Origin of the sequence: Heyndrickxia oleronia, assembly GCF_017809215.1 — a bacterium.
Classification (GTDB): Bacteria; Bacillota; Bacilli; order Bacillales; family Bacillaceae_C; genus Heyndrickxia; species Heyndrickxia oleronia.
In genome coordinates, this window is sequence record NZ_CP065424.1 from 1,422,234 (window position 1) to 1,440,564 (window position 18,331).

General features: G+C 34.1%; 16 protein-coding genes, 1 pseudogene and 1 riboswitch. All 17 genes and pseudogenes read left to right on the plus strand.

All coding sequences use genetic code 11. The annotated features are described in order from the left end of the window. The first annotated feature begins 11 nt into the window (after nucleotides 1-11). The 17 genes and pseudogenes from I5818_RS07035 to I5818_RS07110 all read left to right on the plus strand — a co-directional run bounded on the left by I5818_RS07035 (nucleotide 12) and on the right by I5818_RS07110 (nucleotide 18,321). On the plus strand, nucleotides 12-1,280 hold the full coding sequence (locus I5818_RS07035) for an MFS transporter (RefSeq protein WP_058002797.1): 1,269 nt from the start codon (nucleotides 12-14) through the stop codon (nucleotides 1,278-1,280). Between the two features lie 165 nt (nucleotides 1,281-1,445). Beyond that, the gene (locus tag I5818_RS07040; protein WP_058002796.1) at nucleotides 1,446-1,784 is read left to right on the plus strand and encodes a hypothetical protein; all 339 of its coding nucleotides are present in this window, start codon (nucleotides 1,446-1,448) and stop codon (nucleotides 1,782-1,784) included. Between the two features lie 145 nt (nucleotides 1,785-1,929). Further along, nucleotides 1,930-2,035, plus strand: a riboswitch (SAM riboswitch). A gap of 106 nt (nucleotides 2,036-2,141) precedes the next feature. Further along, on the plus strand, nucleotides 2,142-3,173 hold the full coding sequence (locus I5818_RS07045) for a methionine ABC transporter ATP-binding protein (RefSeq protein ID WP_078110527.1): 1,032 nt from the start codon (nucleotides 2,142-2,144) through the stop codon (nucleotides 3,171-3,173). Beyond that, nucleotides 3,166-3,834, plus strand: a complete 669-nt coding sequence (locus I5818_RS07050; RefSeq protein ID WP_078110528.1) for a methionine ABC transporter permease — start codon at nucleotides 3,166-3,168, stop codon at nucleotides 3,832-3,834. Before I5818_RS07045 ends, I5818_RS07050 begins: the two co-directional genes overlap by 8 nt. Before the next feature lie 27 nt (nucleotides 3,835-3,861). Then, nucleotides 3,862-4,695 (plus strand): MetQ/NlpA family ABC transporter substrate-binding protein, encoded by an 834-nt coding sequence (locus I5818_RS07055; RefSeq protein WP_078110529.1) that lies wholly within the window; start codon nucleotides 3,862-3,864, stop codon nucleotides 4,693-4,695. A 494-nt stretch (nucleotides 4,696-5,189) separates the two neighbouring features. Next, nucleotides 5,190-5,348, plus strand: a complete 159-nt coding sequence (locus I5818_RS26490) for a YuzK family famiily protein (protein WP_212946360.1) — start codon at nucleotides 5,190-5,192, stop codon at nucleotides 5,346-5,348. A 171-nt stretch (nucleotides 5,349-5,519) separates the two neighbouring features. After that, nucleotides 5,520-7,094, plus strand: coding sequence for an IS1182 family transposase (locus I5818_RS07060; RefSeq protein ID WP_209391879.1), 1,575 nt, complete (start codon nucleotides 5,520-5,522; stop codon nucleotides 7,092-7,094). A gap of 330 nt (nucleotides 7,095-7,424) precedes the next feature. Next, nucleotides 7,425-8,210, plus strand: a complete 786-nt coding sequence (sufC, locus tag I5818_RS07065; RefSeq protein WP_058002792.1) for a Fe-S cluster assembly ATPase SufC — start codon at nucleotides 7,425-7,427, stop codon at nucleotides 8,208-8,210. Nucleotides 8,211-8,227: 17 nt separating this feature from the next. Next, on the plus strand, nucleotides 8,228-9,538 hold the full coding sequence (sufD, locus tag I5818_RS07070; protein ID WP_078110672.1) for a Fe-S cluster assembly protein SufD: 1,311 nt from the start codon (nucleotides 8,228-8,230) through the stop codon (nucleotides 9,536-9,538). Further along, complete coding sequence (locus I5818_RS07075) at nucleotides 9,538-10,767, plus strand: cysteine desulfurase (protein WP_078110671.1); 1,230 nt, start codon at nucleotides 9,538-9,540, stop codon at nucleotides 10,765-10,767. Before sufD ends, I5818_RS07075 begins: the two co-directional genes overlap by 1 nt. Next, a complete protein-coding gene (gene sufU, locus I5818_RS07080) occupies nucleotides 10,757-11,191 on the plus strand; it encodes a Fe-S cluster assembly sulfur transfer protein SufU (RefSeq protein WP_058002789.1) in 435 nt (144 codons plus the stop codon). The genes I5818_RS07075 and sufU overlap by 11 nt, the downstream gene beginning before the upstream one ends. A 65-nt stretch (nucleotides 11,192-11,256) precedes the next feature. After that, nucleotides 11,257-12,654 (plus strand): Fe-S cluster assembly protein SufB, encoded by a 1,398-nt coding sequence (sufB, locus tag I5818_RS07085; protein WP_071976462.1) that lies wholly within the window; start codon nucleotides 11,257-11,259, stop codon nucleotides 12,652-12,654. Between the two features lie 30 nt (nucleotides 12,655-12,684). Then, nucleotides 12,685-12,828, plus strand: coding sequence for a hypothetical protein (locus tag I5818_RS07090; protein ID WP_158022214.1), 144 nt, complete (start codon nucleotides 12,685-12,687; stop codon nucleotides 12,826-12,828). Nucleotides 12,829-12,899: 71 nt separating this feature from the next. Further along, nucleotides 12,900-13,412 (plus strand): annotated as a pseudogene (locus I5818_RS07095) (DUF72 domain-containing protein); the annotation flags it as partial. Nucleotides 13,413-13,765: 353 nt separating this feature from the next. Further along, nucleotides 13,766-14,302, plus strand: a complete 537-nt coding sequence (locus tag I5818_RS07100; protein ID WP_078111454.1) for a helix-turn-helix domain-containing protein — start codon at nucleotides 13,766-13,768, stop codon at nucleotides 14,300-14,302. Nucleotides 14,303-14,361: 59 nt separating this feature from the next. Further along, a complete protein-coding gene (locus tag I5818_RS07105; protein ID WP_078111455.1) occupies nucleotides 14,362-15,675 on the plus strand; it encodes a hypothetical protein in 1,314 nt (437 codons plus the stop codon). Next, nucleotides 15,676-18,321, plus strand: a complete 2,646-nt coding sequence (locus I5818_RS07110; RefSeq protein ID WP_209391880.1) for a hypothetical protein — start codon at nucleotides 15,676-15,678, stop codon at nucleotides 18,319-18,321. The last annotated feature ends 10 nt before the right edge of the window (nucleotides 18,322-18,331 follow it).

Here is an 18,331-nt window from a genome sequence, read left to right on the forward strand (position 1 = left end):
GGATTTTTTTTATGAAATGGGCAAATAGGTGGAAACAGCAATGGGGAGGGTATAACTCGAATATAAGAAATGCCATTTATGGAAACGTTTTTACGCAAATTGGTTTGGGTGTTTTTATGGTCATTTACAATTTCTATATTCGTGAACTCGGTTTCCCAGATCAGATGAATGGGCAGGTCATCTCAATGACATCCCTGGCAACAGCCATTATTCTGATTCCAGCAGGAATATTAAGTGATAGACTGGGAAGGAAAAGAGTTATAATATATGGATTAATTTTTACAGGAGTTACCTTATTTCTTCGAAGTATTATTGAGCCAAGAACACTTCTCCTTATGGCAGCTTTTTTAACTGGTTTAACCCAAGCATTTATACAAGTTTCATCCGTTCCTTTATTGGCTGAAAACTCTACAGCTGAACAACGTGTCAAACTGTTTTCACTTCATTTTGGATTGATGACAGCTGCTAATGTGATTGGAAATATATTTGGGGGAGTACTTTCTGACTTACTTGAATGGATCTATAGTCCGATTATTAGTATTCGGATTACTTTAATAATTGGCGCAGTTATATTTTTGATCGGAATATTGCCAATAATGAGACTGAAGGAAATGAAAACAGATGTAAGCAACGATAAAAATAATAATAAGCGCTTCATTTCATTCAAAGAACAAAAGGAAAGTCTTAAATTAATCATCTTTTTTGCCATTGCACAATTATTAATCGGTTTTGGTGCAGGACTTGTAATCCCTTATTTAAATTTATACTTTGCTGATCGATTTAATGCTTCAAATACAACGATTGGATTTATTATTTCGATGGGGCAGGCAGCAACCGCCATCGCTATGTTTATTGGTCCATTTGTAGTAAGTAAAGTAGGGGAGGTTAAGGCAGTTGTCTTTTTGCAATTGGCTTCTCTCCCATTTTTATTATTAACGGGATTTACTCATAGTTTATTACTTGCAGCAATTGGGTTTTTATTCAGGCAGGCTTTAATGAATGCAGGAAATCCAATTCAAATGTCATTAATGATGTCTAAAGTTGATAATTCAGTGAAGGGTCTTGCAAACTCTGTCAATCAAATGGTATTTAATTTAGGATGGGCGTTGATGGGGCCAGTTTCAATGGGAATTGTTTCACGAAATGGTTCTTATAATGGCTACGCCATTGTTTTTTCAATCACATGTTTTTTATATTTAGTGGGGTCGATCTACTTTTTTATTGTCTTTAAATCTTTTGGAAGCAAAAAAGATCATCCTCCTATTTCAAAAGTAGTATAAATACTTATGACAAATTTCTTGGGAAATAAATAGATAATGATTTTATTCGACAAGAATTTTTTATGTATTTTATATCTTGAAAAAATTGTAGAACGATAGATAGAGGATTTTCTATTCAAAAAATGAATAAGTGTATAAAAGATAAACGAGAAATGGGTGATCTTTATGGATTCATTTTTTGAAAGACTGATTCAAGAGTTGGATAATCGAAAACATTTGAATGCCTTATTTCCAAACCGTCCTATTATGATAAAATTTGTTTGCGATAAAGAGGAATGGGGATTGTATATTTCTAAAAATAGCTGTTCTATAATGAAAAAAGATATAGGCGAATCGAATTTAGAAATACATGCCTCCAAACCAATACTATGTCATCTTTTAAATGGTCATATTCGCTTAAGTCAATTAGTGAAAAATAACGAACTTACATTATATGGCTCCTATCGCTTATCACTTTTACTTGAATCGATTTTATGGCTAAGTAAAGACTATCAGATTGCATGAATGGAGAACTATATTTCTTGTGATTTTTTGTTGACAGTCATTAACCATCATGATAGAATGACTTTTGTACTAATTAAGTCTTTGATATTGAAAGTTTAATAACGGGATTTTTTGTTTGAAAGATTAACAATTAAATATATATGTGCTCTTATCAAGAGAGGTGGAGGGATGTGCCCTATGAAGCCCGGCAACCGTCAGATATCTGAAATGGTGCCAATTCACACAAAGTTTTTAACTTTGGAAGATGAGAGGAAGGTTTCATAATTATTCATGCCTTTCTGTCATTTTGCAGAAAGGCATTTTATTTTGCCCAGATTATTGGAATACTAGGCGTCATATACAAGTGAGGTGGACAGCATGATAACCGTTCAAAAAGTAAAAAAAATATTTTCTACAAAAAATGGAGAAGTTACAGCAGTTAATGACATTAACATTGATATAAATAAAGGTGAAATTTTTGGTGTTATTGGCTATTCAGGTGCCGGGAAAAGTACGTTAATCCGTATGTTAAATGGTCTAGAAATTCCAACCTCGGGTAAGATTCATGTAGCTGGGAAGGAAATTTCAAGTATAAAGGGTGCAGAGCTAAGAAAAGCAAGACAAGGCATTGGAATGATATTTCAGCATTTTAATCTTCTTTGGTCACGTACTGTTAGGGAAAATATTTCTTTTCCTCTTGAAATCGCAGGTGTACCAAAACAGCAGCGTAGAAAAAAAGTAGACGAATTAATTAAGCTTGTTGGATTAGATGGAAGGGAAGAAGCATACCCTTCACAGCTTAGTGGTGGACAAAAGCAACGTGTAGGTATTGCCCGTGCTTTAGCAAATGACCCTCAAGTACTTTTATGTGATGAGGCGACTTCTGCATTGGACCCACAGACTACAGATTCTATTTTGGATCTATTAGTGGATATTAATAAAAGACTTGGATTAACGATTGTGCTAATTACACATGAAATGCATGTGATTAGGAAAATTTGCCATCGAGTAGCTGTTATGGAAAATGGTCAGGTTGTTGAGATGGGAAGCGTACTTGATGTGTTTAGAAAACCTCAAGAGAAAATAACAAAGCGTTTCGTTAGACAACTCACAGAACCTGAAGATACTCATGAAACAGTACAACAACTATTAAATATGTATCCAAGTGGACGATTAGTGAAGATTACTTTTATTGGAGGTTCTGCTGAACAACCGATTATAACTGATCTTATTAGAAATTATTCTCTTTCTGTAAATATTATTCAGGGCAACATCTCACAAACACAGAATGGATCATATGGGACATTGTTCATTCATGTAGATGGTGAGGAAGAAGAGATAAATAAGGGATTAACTTATTTACAAAAACAACAGGAGATTGAACTAGAGGTGATGAAGGCAGATGCTTGAGAAATATTTTCCAAACGTAGATTGGGTTTCTATGTGGGATGCCACAAAAGAAACTATATATATGTCATTCTGGTCCGTGATTGCGACATTTGTAATCGGAATATTATTAGGTTTATTATTGTTTTTTACAGCGAAAGGAAGTTTATGGGAGAACCGTACAATAAACTCAATTATCTCAGCAATTGTTAATATTTTTCGTTCGATTCCTTTCATTATATTAATTGTTCTTTTAATACCATTTACAAAAACAATTGTCGGCTCCATAATTGGGCCAGAAGCAGCTTTACCTGCATTGATTATAGGTGCGGCACCTTTTTATGCAAGATTAGTGGAGATTGGTCTAAGGGAAGTCGATAAAGGTGTTATTGAAGCAGCGAGGGCTATGGGTGCCAAGATAAGTACCATTATATTTAAAGTATTATTACCAGAATCGATGCCGGCCATTGTTTCAGGTATAACTGTTACATCCATTGCTATTGTAGGGTATACCGCAATGGCAGGTGCAATTGGTGCCGGAGGATTAGGAAATCTAGCCTATTTAGATGGCTTCCAAAGAAATCGTACAGATGTTACTTTTGTAGCTACCATCATTATTTTAATTATCGTTTTCATCATCCAGATGATTGGTGATTTAATTACAAGAAAAATAGATAAGCGATAACTTCATATTAAAGAGGAGGAAATACAAATGAAAAAATGGTTAGGTATACTTTTTGCAGCATTGCTTGTGTTTGGATTAGCTGCCTGTGGTTCTTCAGATGAAAAATCAAAAGGCGATGGTAAAGAAACAACTTTAGTAGTAGGAGCATCAAATACTCCACATGCAGTGATTTTGGAACAAGCAAAGCCTATTTTGAAGAAAAAGGGCATCAATCTTAAAATTGAGAAGTTCACAGATTATGTTTTACCGAATAAAGCATTAGATGGAAAAGATTTAGATGCTAACTATTTTCAACATATTCCTTATTTAGAAAAACAAATCAAAGAATTTGGATATGACTTTGTAAATGCAGGTGGTATTCATATTGAACCGATGGGGATTTATTCCAAAAAATATAAATCTCTAGATGACCTTCCTGATGGTGCTAAAATATTAATGAGTAATTCTGTCGCTGATCACGGTCGTATTCTAACATTGTTTGAAGAAAAAGGCTTAATTAAGCTTAAAGATGGTGTAAATAAGGATGAGGCTACGATTAAAGATATTGCTAAAAATCCAAAAAAATTAAAATTTGATTATGAATATGATCCAGCCTTCCTCACTACAGCATTTAATAATGGAGAGGGAGATGCAGTTGTTATCAACTCCAACTTTGCTATTGATGTAGGTATGAATCCGAAAAAAGATTCTATCGCCATTGAAGGAGACGACTCACCATATGTAAATGTGATCGCTGTACGTAAAGGTGATGAAAACAAAAAATCAATTAAAACATTAGTTGAAGTTTTACATTCTAAAGAAATCCAAGATTTTATTAAAAAAGAGTGGAAAGGGTCAGTTGTTCCAGTCTCAGGCAAATAATATCGTAAAAAGCTTCGGAATTTTTTCCGGAGCTTTTATTATTGGCAAATCAGTATCAAAAATATTTGGTGCGAAAAAGAGTCATATCGTGCGAATCATATATAATTTCGTGCAAATCACAATTGTTTTTGTGCGAATCAGGTGACAAAAATAGAATTCGTGCAAATCAAGATGGATTTCGTGCGAATCAAGAAATTTTGAGCAAAATGACCCTCTTTTGTGCGAATCTAAAAAGTTTATTTCTGTTTCCTAATATAAAGTGAATACTTCATACATCTTCTCGAAACTAGCTATTATTTTGAAGCATTTAAGATCATTATTAAGTAAATAATAAAGTTTTTTACCATGACTCATGAATATAGAAGGAGATGCTTTATTAATCCGCCATATCCTTTTTGTTAAGATAGAAAATCTTTGTTATCATAAAGACCGTAAACAAATAATGGAAGGAATGATTCGTTATTAACTCTCTTGAGTTACAGTACACAAATGATATGGAAAAGGCGTTGCATGGGGCACATGGAGTCGGTTACGAGGTGTACAAACAAAAGCACAAAGTGAGAATGCTTGTGGAAAAAAGGAGAGAGAGGGAATACGTTCGTTCCCAGCGGATGGTTGCAGACCTTGGACGAAAAATGCTAAATAGCTTATAATAATGATAGCAAAAGAGGCTGGGACAAAACCCACCTCTGAGATGAAAAAGCCGGTGAAATTTTACGACAAGTAAAATTTCACCGGCTTTGATTATTTTTTTAACAAAAATAAGGACCACTTCTGATAAAATTAAGTCACCACAACAAAATTATACAGAAAGAAGGATCCTTATGTTTAAAAATTATACCATGAATCAATTAGTTTTGCCTTTAGATTTAGAAGTAAAATTACAAAAAAATGATATTGCCTTTCATATCCATCATCTAGTTGAAAGTATTCCTCATGATGTTTTCGAACCATTTCTGCGAAATGAGGGCTGTCCTGCTTATCATCCACGCATGATGCTTAAAATTATTTTATGTGCCTACACCCAATCTGTCTTTTCTGGGAGAAAAATTGAAGCCCTATTAAAAGACAGTATCCGGATGATGTGGCTAGCTCAAGGCTATGAACCAAGCTACCGTACAATCAATCGATTCCGTGTTCATTCAGATGTGAAAGAATTAATTCGCCAATGTTTCGTCCAATTCCGTTGCCAATTAATCGAAGAAAAACTAATCGATCAAGAAGCAATTTTTATTGATGGTACAAAGCTTGAAGCAAATGCGAATAAATTTACGTTTGTCTGGAAGAAATCGATTGAGAAATATCATCACAGTTTAATTGAAAGGTCAAACCAGCTATATAACGAGCTACTTGAGAACGAAATTATACCTGAAATTGAACGGGAAGGTGATGAACAATTATCATTGAAAGAGCTCGCTCAATTGGTTGAAAAAGTGGACAATGTCGTAGCTGAGTATGATAAACAAATTGAAGAATCATCAGACGTTCCAGAACGAAAAGCTTTAAGAAGTGAGCGCAAATACCCGAAACAAGTGCGTAAACAATTGATTGATTTTGTCTTACGAAAACAAAAATACCAACGAGACTTTGAAATCTTTGGCACACGTAATAGCTATTCCAAAACAGATCTGGACGCGACATTTATGCGAATGAAAGATGATTATATGCAAAACGGACAATTGAAAGCTGGCTATAATGTACAAATCGCAACGGAAGGGCAATACACGCTTGCCTATAGTTTATTTTCAAACCCAACAGATACACGTACGTTAATTCCATTTCTTGATGAAATCGAGAACCATTATTTCGTGTTACCGAAACATATTGTCGCAGATGCAGGTTATGGTAGTGAACAAAACTATAATGATATCCTTTCGAACAGAAAACGAGAAGCACTGATTACGTATAATCTATATTTGAAGGAGCAAAAGAAAAAGTACAAACAAAACCCATTGAATCCCGATAACTGGCAGTATTGTGAAGATACAGATACATATATATGCCCTAACCAGAAACGTCTTGAATTTCACTATCATTCTGTCCGTACTGATCGTACAGGATTTCAACGAAGGTTCAAGATCTACGAGTGTGAGGACTGTTCGGGATGTCCATTCCGTTCATCATGTACAAAAGCTAAAGAAGGCAACAATCGAAAACTAATGGTGAATGAACAATGGGAACAACAAAAAGAATATGTGAGAGCGAAGCTTTCAGAAGAGAAAACGAGCACCATCTATCGAAAACGCAAAATCGATGTGGAACCAGTTTTTGGATTCTTGAAGGCTAATTTGCGTTTCACTCGATTTTCTGTACGAGGAAAATCGAAGGTAGAAAATGAAATGGGACTCGCATTAATGGCCGTGAATTTAAGAAAATTCACGGCCAAACAACTACGGTAATAGAAGGATCAACACACAAAAATAGAAAAAGTTGAATTTCAGTTCGCTCAAATTCAACTTTTTCACTATTTGAAGCTAGTTATGTCCCAGCCTCTTTTGCCCATTTTAAAATACATAATATAATGAATTAGAGAATGAAGAATGGTGGGAGGGAAAAAACTAAATAGAATGTGTGTACATAGGAAAGTCCTAGAGCAGACTTTCTCCTTTCAAGAAAGTCCCACAGCAGACTTTCTCTATTGATAATAATTTTAATTTGTTATAAGATTATAATGAGAATAAATTGAGAATGAGATTTTGAAATTTTTAATATACAACGGAGGTATAATCATGGCAGGTTCTACACTTATCATTAAAGATCTTCATGTTGAGATCGAAGGAAAAGAGATTTTAAAGGGCGTTAATTTAGAGCTTAAAGGTGGAGAATTCCACGCAATTATGGGACCTAACGGAACTGGTAAATCCACTTTATCATCTGCGATTATGGGACATCCTAAATATACAGTAACAAAAGGTAGTATTACACTTGATGGTAAAGATGTTTTAGAAATGGAAGTTGATGAAAGAGCACGTGCTGGTCTTTTCTTAGCGATGCAATATCCAAGTGAAATTAGCGGAGTAACAAATGCTGAATTTTTACGTTCTTCTATCAATGCTCGTCGCGAAGAAGGAAATGAAATTTCATTAATGAAATTCATTCGCGAGATGGATAAAAAGATGGAATTACTTGAAATGGATCCAAATATGGCACAACGTTATCTAAATGAAGGATTCTCTGGCGGTGAGAAAAAACGTAATGAAATTCTTCAATTAATGATGATTGAACCAAAAATTGCAATTCTTGATGAAATTGATTCTGGTTTAGATATCGATGCATTGAAAGTTGTTTCTAAAGGAATCAATGAAATGCGCAGCAGTGAATTTGGTTGCTTAATCATAACTCACTACCAACGCTTATTGAACTATATTACTCCTGACTATGTACATGTAATGATGCAAGGACGTGTAGTTAAATCCGGTGGTCCAGAATTAGCACAACGTTTAGAGGCTGAGGGATATGACTGGATTAAACACGAACTTGGTATTGAAGACGAAACAGTAGGGCAAGAAGCATAAAGTTAGGAGGACTTAACATGACTGTAGAAACAAATCTTTCAGTGGATCAGGACTATGTTCGTTCCTTCTCAGAAGGAAACAGTGAACCAGCGTGGTTTACGGAACTTCGAATTCAAGCATTAGCTCAATCAGAAGAGCTCCCTATGCCAAATCCTGATAAAACTAGAATTACAAGATGGAATTTTACTCAATTTACGAAGCATTCGATTGAAAGTGATACGTATCAAACATTAGATGTACTTCCTGAAGCAGTAAAATCTTTAATCGATGTAGAAAATGTAAATAAAAACTTATATATTCAACATAATCAAACTCCTGCCTATTTGGCTCTATCAGAAGAGCTAAAAGAAAAAGGCGTAATTTTTACCGATATTTTGACTGCAGTAAAAGAGCATTCAGATCTCGTACAAAAATATTTTATGAAGGATGCAGTAAAAGTTGATGAACATAAATTAACTGCGTTACATGCAGCACTTGTAAATGGTGGAGTATTCTTATATATTCCTAAAAATGTAGAAGTGTCTGAGCCGATTCAAACTGTTTATGTACATGATCATACAGAGGCACCTCTATTTAACCATGTTTTGGTAGTTGCTGATGATAATAGTTCAGTAACATATGTTGAAAACTATATTTCAACCAATGATCAAGCAAAAGGAATTGCAAACATCATTACTGAAATTATTGCGAACGGTAATGCAAAGATAGAATATGGCTCTGTTGACAATTTGGCAGAAGGTGTAACAACTTATGTAAATCGTCGTGGAGTCGCTTATCGTGATGCCAATATCGAATGGGCATTGGGAATGATGAATGATGGCGATACGATTTCAAATAATACAACTAATCTAATGGGAGATGGTTCAACTTCTCATTCAAAAACAGTTGTAGTTGGTCGTGGAAGCCAAACTCAAAACTTTACAACTCAAATTACCCATTTTGGAAAAAATACAGAAGGCTTTATTTTAAAGCATGGCGTAATGAAGGACTCTGCTTCATCAATCTTTAATGGAATTGGAAAAATTGAGCACGGCGCATCTAAATCAGACGCCGAACAAGAATCACGTGTTTTAATGTTAAGTGAAAAAGCACGTGGGGATGCCAATCCAATGCTGCTAATCGATGAAGATGATGTTATGGCTGGACATGCTGCATCAGTTGGTCGTGTTGACCCTATTCAGCTTTACTATTTAATGAGCCGTGGGATTTCAAAAAAAGAGGCAGAACGTCTAATTATTCACGGATTCCTTGCTCCTGTAGTAAATCAATTACCTATTGAAGGGGTTAAACGAGCTCTTATTGAGGTTATTGAAAGGAAAGTTAAGTAATGAATGCGAAGGAGATTCGTAAATTATTTCCGATACTTGACCAAGAAGTCAATGGACATCCACTTGTTTACTTAGACAGTGCTGCGACATCTCAAAAGCCGTATTCAGTTATCGAAGCATTAAATAAGTATTACCAAGAGGATAATTCTAATGTTCATCGTGGCGTGCATACACTAGGTACGAGAGCAACGGATAAATATGAGGGTGCACGGGAAAAAGTTCGCCGTTTTATCAATGCCAGCTCTACTAGTGAAGTTATTTTTACTAGAGGAACGACTACGTCAATAAATACCATTGCTAATAGCTTTGGACGTGATAATGTAAATGAGGGAGATGAGATTGTCATCTCCTATATGGAACATCATAGTAATTTAATTCCATGGCAACAACTTGCTAAGCGTAATCATGCAACATTAAAATATGTCCCAATGCAAGAAGATGGTACGATTACACTTGAGGATGTTCGCAATACGGTCACTTCTAAGACAAAAATAGTTGCTATTATGCATGTTTCTAACGTTCTTGGTACTATAAATCCGATCAAGGAAATAACAAAAATTGCTCATGATAATGGTGCATTTATGGTAGTAGATGGTGCTCAAAGTACCCCTCATCTAAAAGTAGATGTTCAGGATCTCGATTGTGATTTTTATGCATTTTCTGGTCATAAAATGTGTGGACCTACTGGAATCGGTGTGTTATACGGTAAAAAACAACTTCTTGAAAACATGGAACCAATTGAATTTGGAGGAGAAATGATCGATTTTGTCGATCTATATGATTCAACTTGGAAAGAACTTCCGTGGAAGTTTGAAGGTGGAACCCCAATTATTGCTGGTGCAATAGGTTTAGGTGCAGCGATCGATTTCCTTGAAGAGATTGGTATGGAAAATATATTAAATCATGAACATCATTTAGCTGAATATGCATTAAATCGTCTCAACGAGATTGATGGATTGACGATTTATGGACCACTTAATCCTATGGCACGTGCAGGGGTAGTAACTTTTAATTTGGATGATGTTCACCCACATGATCTTGCAACTGTCTTAGATGCAGAAGGTATTGCAGTAAGAGCAGGTCATCACTGTGCACAGCCGCTTATGAAATGGTTAAAAGTATCAGCAACTGCAAGGGCAAGCTTCTACTTATATAATACAGAGGAAGATATTGACCGTTTCATAGCTGGACTTTTAAAAACAAAGGAGTATTTCAGCGATGTCTTTTAACAATCTAGATACTCTCTATCGACAAGTCATCATGGATCATTATAAAAACCCTCGAAATAAAGGGCATATAGATGAAAATAGTGTGATTATCGATATGAACAATCCGACTTGCGGCGATCGAATTCATTTAACAATGAAAGTAGAGGATGGAAAAGTAGTTGATGCAAAATTTGATGGGGAAGGTTGTTCCATCTCCATGGCCTCTGCTTCGATGATGACCCAAGCGATTATTGGGAAAGATACGGAAACAGCTGTAAAGCTTTCTCATGTTTTTTCTGAAATGATACAAGGCAATGAATATGAAGAAGATGAAGATTTAGGTGATATTGAAGCATTACAAGGAGTTTCAAAATTCCCTGCACGAATTAAATGTGCAACATTGGCTTGGAAGGCAATGGAAAAGGGTTTAGATTCTAAGAACTGATAAAATATCCTCTAGTCAAAAATAGATCGAAATGTAAAACAAAATAGGATGGAGGAATGATTGAAATGGCAAAAAAAATGCCTGAAATCGGTGATTATAAATACGGATTTCATGATAAAGATGTCTCTGTTTTCCGTTCAAAACGTGGATTAACAAAAGAAATTGTTGAAGAAATTTCTCGTATGAAAGATGAACCTCAGTGGATGCTGGATTTTCGTCTTAAATCATTAGAACATTTCTATAATAAACCTATGCCGCAATGGGGCGGGGACTTAATGGGCTTAGATTTTGATGAAATTACTTATTATGTAAAGCCATCAGAATCACAAGGTCGTTCTTGGGATGAAGTTCCAGAAGAAATTAAAAACACTTTTGATAAATTAGGAATTCCTGAGGCTGAACAAAAATATTTAGCTGGAGTTTCTGCACAATATGAATCAGAGGTAGTTTATCATAATATGAAGGAAGATCTTGAAAAGCTTGGAATTGTATTTAAAGATACAGATTCTGCGTTAAAAGAAAACGAAGATATCTTCCGTGAACATTGGGCAACAGTTATACCGCCAACTGATAATAAGTTTGCAGCATTAAACTCTGCAGTTTGGTCAGGTGGATCATTTATTTATGTGCCACCAGGTGTAAAGGTAGATACTCCACTTCAAGCATATTTCCGTATTAACTCTGAAAATATGGGACAATTTGAACGTACACTTATTATTGTTGATGAAGGTGCACATGTTCATTATGTTGAAGGATGTACTGCTCCTGTTTACACAACAAACTCACTTCATAGTGCAGTTGTTGAGATTATTATTAAAAAGAATGCATATTGCCGTTATACAACGATTCAAAACTGGGCTAATAATGTTTATAATCTAGTAACGAAGCGTGCAGTGTGTGAAGAAAATGCTACAATGGAATGGATCGATGGAAATATCGGGTCAAAGCTAACAATGAAGTACCCAGCCGTACTTTTAAAAGGTGAAGGTGCACGTGGTATGACACTTTCAATCGCGATTGCTGGTAAAGGTCAACACCAAGATGCAGGTGCGAAAATGATGCACTTAGCACCTAATACTTCTTCAACAATTGTTTCTAAATCGATTTCTAAGCATGGTGGTAAAGTAACATACCGTGGTATTGTTCACTTCGGCCGTAAAGCTGAAGGAGCACGTTCAAATATTGAATGTGATACACTCATTATGGATAATCAATCCACTTCAGATACAATTCCATATAATGAAATCTTAAATGATAATATTTCATTAGAGCATGAAGCGAAAGTATCTAAAGTGTCTGAGGAACAATTATTCTATTTAATGAGCCGTGGTATTTCTGAGGAAGAAGCAACAGAAATGATTGTCATGGGATTCATTGAACCATTTACGAAAGAATTACCTATGGAATATGCCGTAGAAATGAACCGTCTAATCAAGTTCGAAATGGAAGGTTCAATCGGATAATAAATAAAAAAATCGCTTGGAGTATTCCAAGTGATTTTTTTATATAAAGCTTTTCTTACATCTTTCCGGAAGACATCAAAGCAAGTATCCTATGAGGATTTTACCATCCTATATGGGGAAGGATGGATTGGTGAAAAGAATGTTTTTATTAAAGGATTAAAGAATGATTTGTAAATATCAATCAATATGAAATATTCTTGTATATTTTAGCAATAAGCTACTATTCAATGTAAGGGGGGGAGCAAATGATATATATTGGTTTGGCTGGTTGGGGAGATCATGATACGATTTATCCAAATGGTTCGGCACAAAAGGAGAAGCTAAAGGAATATGCCGCACATTTCCCAATCGTGGAAGTAGATTCGACCTTTTATGCGATACCATCAGAAAATAGTGTAAGAAAATGGATCAATGATACCCCTAATCGTTTTCAATTTATTGTTAAGGCTTATCAAGGAATGACAGGCCATGGAAGGGGAAGTCATACTTTTACTTCAAGGGAAGAGATGTTTACTGCATTTTTAAATGCCATTCTTCCTTTTTATCAATCAGGAAAATTAGGTATGATATTATTACAGTTCCCCCCATGGTTTGATTGTCAAAAAAAACATGTAGATTATTTACGCTTTTGTAAAGAACAATTAAAGGATATGCCAATCGCATTAGAATTTAGACATCAATCATGGTTTTACCCTCGATTTAACGATGCGACATTAGAATTTATGAAAAGTGAAGGGTGGATTCATAGTATTTGTGATTTATATTAGGTTCTTTTTGTTTTATAATCCATATTTTACCATCACGCACATAAACCTACATATACCAATGTATTGTTCGTGAAAATATTTAACACATCTTTCATATTTTGTGTTGAAATTATATTCAATACAATTTAACATAAATGTATAAGATATTGTATATTTATAGACTGCTTTAAGACTCTCAATAGACCACTATTACAACAACAACATTGTTTTTTGTTCAGCAAATGTTGTTGTAAATTTTTTGCACTAAGACCGAACATATGTTTTATATTTATAGTCAATAAAAGAATGTGTGTTGCCTATAAGCGATGTGGGTTCAAGTAAATAATAAAGGTAGGTGGGCAAAAATGGAAAAGTTGCTAACAGTAAAGGAAGTAGCAGAACGACTTAATAAAAGTGAGGAAACTATTAAGAGGTGGCTACGATTAGGGAAATTTGCTAATGCTTTCAAAGAGTCTGATAAGAAAGGGTGGCAGATTCCTCATGAAGATGTCCAGGTACTGGAAACCACAAGGAGCATTTCGCCACATTTAGATGAACAAATGTCAAATTTGTATATTTCTCAACCACCTCGGAATGAGGATTCAAAAGAATTAGTATCAATGGCATATCAAGCAGTCACCATGACTTCACCTACGGATACCATAATTAATCTTCTAAACTATATAGGAATTAGGCGTACCTTAGAAATCTTGCTAATCATGAGTCAATCACCTAATAGGGTTAAAAATCCCGAAGGATTTATCAGAAAGGCAATTAGTAAAGGGTGGACTCCCACTACACTGCCTATTAAGAGGGAACGAAATATAGCAAGGGTCCGAAGTAATCAATCAGAATATAGACAGCAAACAGTTCCCTTTTATAATTGGCTTGAAGAAGATTAATGATTAGATATAAAGTTGAGGTTCAAAAAAAATTAATCTGTTCTTAAAGGGAGATAATTGTGAATTATGAATTCGTAGTAAAACAAAAAAAGATAAATGAAATTATGAAAGGAAAACCCATTTCAAGTGATAAAACCTTTCTGTGCATAAAAGATAAGATTACAGGAATAATTTACCCACACCCATTATCCAATTTTATAAAAAGTGAACTGGAGAGAAAATCACTTGCTCTTACTACACAGAGGAATTATGCGGAGGAAATAAAAAAATTTTTGAATTTTATTTTAGAGTGTATTGAGGATGAAGATGAAACATTTTTACATTTAGAGGAGGGAGGGATATATGGATTAGAATTACAACATGGTGCAAGATATATCTCATTCCTTACTCACAGGGTTAAAATGGGTCAAATCAGTTCAACTCAGGTATTTCGTACTGAACGTATTCTTGTAAGATTTTATCGCTGGTTAAATGAACAAAACATAACAAAAGAGAATGTTCAGTATAGGGAAGAAATAAAAATTGTGAAAGGTGAAAAAAGAACTATAATCATATCACCTTTTGATAACTTTGAACTTGGAACAGAGTATCCAAATAAAAGGGAAAGTACACAAGCAATCAAGGATAGGAAATTACATGATTTTGGAAACGGTAGATTAGACCTTGTAAATCTATTTATAAGAGTTGCAGAAATAGAAGCCCCCGATATTGCATTAGGGATAGCATTTCAGTGTTATGGGGGGGTAAGGAGAGGCGAAGTGGTAAATCTATTACGAAGCAGTGTAAAAGAACCGAACAAGAATGGTTCTGGAGAATTTACACTTAACATACAGGATAATTGGAAAAAAATCTTTCCAGATAAGGAACTTACAGTGTCCGAACAGGTAAAAAAGGAACGGATACAAGCAATATTTAAAGTTCCCATTGTCTTAGAACTGTATAAAAAACATAAAGAGAATTTAATGCGTTTAGAAAGAAGGGGAAAAATAAAAAATAAACACGCATTGTTCAGTTCTATGCACACTGGAAAGCCAATTACGGGAATGGCTTATTGGGAACGCTTTACGAAGGTGAAAGACAAATTCTTAGAAATTCTTGAACCTAATGAAAAAGATTATCAATTCTTAACTTCAAAATCTTGGTCAACACATATAGGCAGAGGGATTTATACTAATATGCTTGTGTTCCTACTCGGATGGTCAGCAAGTCAAGTGACGGTCGCAAGAGGAGATAGTGATATTCAATCCGCACAAAGCTATATTGAAGAGCAAAATGTTAAGAAACAGACGGAAGAAGCAGTAGAAATTATTGCCAGAGCTACAATTCAAGCTAATAGGCAATATACGAGTATCGAAAGTTTAAGGAGTTTATAAATGGAAGGATTTAAAACTGTATCTAATGTTTATAGTAATTACAGTGAATATGGATTGACGGTTGGGAAAATTAAGGAACTAACAAATAGTGGTGAATTGGAAGAAAAAGTTGTAGGCAATAGAACATATATTTCTGTTGAATCTTTGAAGAGATATATCCTGAAGGTGGAAGAAATTCGCAGTAATTATATGCCATTTGAAGAATTTTATTTAAGAGTTACAGGAAAAGGAAGATATAAGTTAAATATAGTTAAACAAATTGTTGAACAAACCTGCCTTGAATTTATAATACTGGAAATTCCTATAACCCAAAGTGAGAAATACCTTATCAAAAAAAGTAGCTATGAACAATTTTTACAGGATTATATTTCAATTCAGGAAGCCTTCAGTCAACTAAAAATGCACAAAGATATTTGGCAGTTTAGAGAAAACTTAAAAAAACAAGGAATTACAGTCGTATCATTTCAAAATCGGTATGAGCTTCAATTTGTAAAAAAAGAGGATTTGAATAAATATGAGAATATTATAAGTGTTGTTGAAGCAAGAACCTTATTAGGTTTAACGGAAAAAAACCTTAGTGAAGCAATTAAACTTTGCGAAATCGAAAGTTTCTGGGGAAGAAAGTCGAGGCTCTATATAAGAAACGAAGATTTTGAGTTTTTGAAGGATTTACAGCAAAACACATTAAGTTATTTAAAAGAGAACACTTATACTTGGGAGGAAGTAGATGCTCTTTATAAAGAGAATATTGGTGGAAAAAAAATAGATGATAATGCAATTAAAAAGTTTGTAGCCCCAGGTAATATTCATCCAATTGTACGAATTGAAAAATATAAGCGAAAGATGACAGTCTATTCTAAAGCTGGTGTTGACAAGTATATAGAACTATTAAAAAAAGATAAAGAAATATCAAGGTTATGTGAAATAACCACCTCCGATTATTATTCTCTTTTACAACAAATTCTTGAGATTGATAATGTATGCTTTTCTAATAATGTATCACTAACAAAAGAGCTTTGGTTTCAATTTGTTCGTTGGAAACTTAAAAATATGCAAGGAAATAGAGAAACTTCTTTGCATAGAGTCTCTGGTTTTAGATACACCACAAAACTATTAGCCGAATTCACAGCTACGAAAGAGATATATGAGTTTTCAGTGAATGAGCTAAACCTGGGTATTTTTAATAATAATATCCCGAAAAAGTACCAAAAGGAAATTTTTTCATTCTTGTATAACATAAAACAAACAGTTGAACAAAAAACAGGTAAAAAGCTATTTAACGTATCGAAATTAAATTTTAAATACGAAAATACAAATAAACAGGAAAAAGAAATATATTCTGTTGATGAATATTTAGCTTTATACAATTACGTAAGTGACTTTGAAAGTCATAGGCTATTAGCGATATCTGATGTTGAAAAGGGATTAAATAACAAAAAAGGTTACAAAAAATACGATTCTTTCTGGTTGTATGTACTGCTTCATATGAGCAATGGTTGGAGGAATGGTACTGTTTTAGAGTTTCCAAGATTCCACAATCCTATTTTTGATAAACTCAATTTAAATTCTCTTGAGTCTCTTGAAAATTTACAATTGACATATAATGAAGCAGAACAAATAGTTAAATATTATCAAATGCAGTGGTTTGAACATAATAAAACCAAAGAAAAAGCGACATTTTATTGCTCCAGTGTTTTAACTTTACCAATGGCATATGCCATTGTAATTTGTGAATTTAGATGTAGAAAATTGCATCTTCATAACGAAAACAATCTGATTCATTTTTACAATTCAAGAAATAATGTTACCCCTACCATACACGATGGATTCTTTAAAAACCACAATAGTGAATTTAAATTTGAGTCAAGAAAAATGAACAGAACGGTTTTAACTTATACAAGTTCTATAATTGAATCCACTTTTAATGGTGACCCTATAGAAATCGCTCGTCATTTAAGAGGACATACAACCAGTGAAACTACCAATATTTATATACAACTCCCTCAAGAGCATTTGGATTTTATTAGTGAACAGCTTTTTGACACAGGATATTTTGGCTTTATTTATAATCAAGTCAATCATTTGCTGATTGGTGAAAATCCTACAAATAGGATAGAACAAACAAAAGCATCAAATGAATTGAAAGAAATGTTGGGTGACGTAGTTAAATTGGAAGATACGACATCCTATTTGAAGCAGTTATCACAAGAACGAGATGATTTAGGAAAATACTTGGAAGAGATGCCAAAAGAGGAATTGAAAAATAGATTAAACCTGATTAATTTAGGTCTTTCTCCTGCGAAGGAAGAAACTTATCAGTGTTTTTTTTCAAGTTGTATTGCTAAGAAGATAGATTGCAATAAGTGTCCATTTTCAATTCCGCACTTTTATTCACTTAACTCAATTTCAAAAAGAATAAAGAGAACACTAAAGAGTTATCAGGAAATAGTTTGTAATCAAGAAATTCCAGTGGGAGAAAAAATAAGACTTTATAATTTATTGATAATTGACTATAAGAGCATAATGGAAGCTAAACAAAAGTTTGGAAATGAAATTGTTGAGATGTTTATCGATAGCGACTTAAATGAATTTTCAAGGCTATTAGTGGAACTACCAGACCCTCAGTATTTTGAAAATATATATTAATCTATAAAAG

What these genes read in the sequence shown, in the direction of transcription:
- sufD (WP_078110672.1), top strand. Translation starts at nt 8,228, where the DNA reads ATGACTGTAGAAACAAATCTTTCAGTGGATCAGGACTATGTTCGTTCC.
- sufB (WP_071976462.1), top strand. Translation starts at nt 11,257, where the DNA reads ATGGCAAAAAAAATGCCTGAAATCGGTGATTATAAATACGGATTTCAT.
- I5818_RS26490 (WP_212946360.1), top strand. Translation starts at nt 5,190, where the DNA reads ATGGAAAAGGCGTTGCATGGGGCACATGGAGTCGGTTACGAGGTGTAC.
- I5818_RS07110 (WP_209391880.1), top strand. Translation starts at nt 15,676, where the DNA reads ATGGAAGGATTTAAAACTGTATCTAATGTTTATAGTAATTACAGTGAA.
- sufU (WP_058002789.1), top strand. Translation starts at nt 10,757, where the DNA reads ATGTCTTTTAACAATCTAGATACTCTCTATCGACAAGTCATCATGGAT.
- I5818_RS07045 (WP_078110527.1), top strand. Translation starts at nt 2,142, where the DNA reads ATGATAACCGTTCAAAAAGTAAAAAAAATATTTTCTACAAAAAATGGA.
- I5818_RS07050 (WP_078110528.1), top strand. Translation starts at nt 3,166, where the DNA reads ATGCTTGAGAAATATTTTCCAAACGTAGATTGGGTTTCTATGTGGGAT.
- I5818_RS07040 (WP_058002796.1), top strand. Translation starts at nt 1,446, where the DNA reads ATGGATTCATTTTTTGAAAGACTGATTCAAGAGTTGGATAATCGAAAA.
- sufC (WP_058002792.1), top strand. Translation starts at nt 7,425, where the DNA reads ATGGCAGGTTCTACACTTATCATTAAAGATCTTCATGTTGAGATCGAA.
- I5818_RS07060 (WP_209391879.1), top strand. Translation starts at nt 5,520, where the DNA reads ATGTTTAAAAATTATACCATGAATCAATTAGTTTTGCCTTTAGATTTA.
- I5818_RS07035 (WP_058002797.1), top strand. Translation starts at nt 12, where the DNA reads ATGAAATGGGCAAATAGGTGGAAACAGCAATGGGGAGGGTATAACTCG.
- I5818_RS07100 (WP_078111454.1), top strand. Translation starts at nt 13,766, where the DNA reads ATGGAAAAGTTGCTAACAGTAAAGGAAGTAGCAGAACGACTTAATAAA.
- I5818_RS07055 (WP_078110529.1), top strand. Translation starts at nt 3,862, where the DNA reads ATGAAAAAATGGTTAGGTATACTTTTTGCAGCATTGCTTGTGTTTGGA.
- I5818_RS07075 (WP_078110671.1), top strand. Translation starts at nt 9,538, where the DNA reads ATGAATGCGAAGGAGATTCGTAAATTATTTCCGATACTTGACCAAGAA.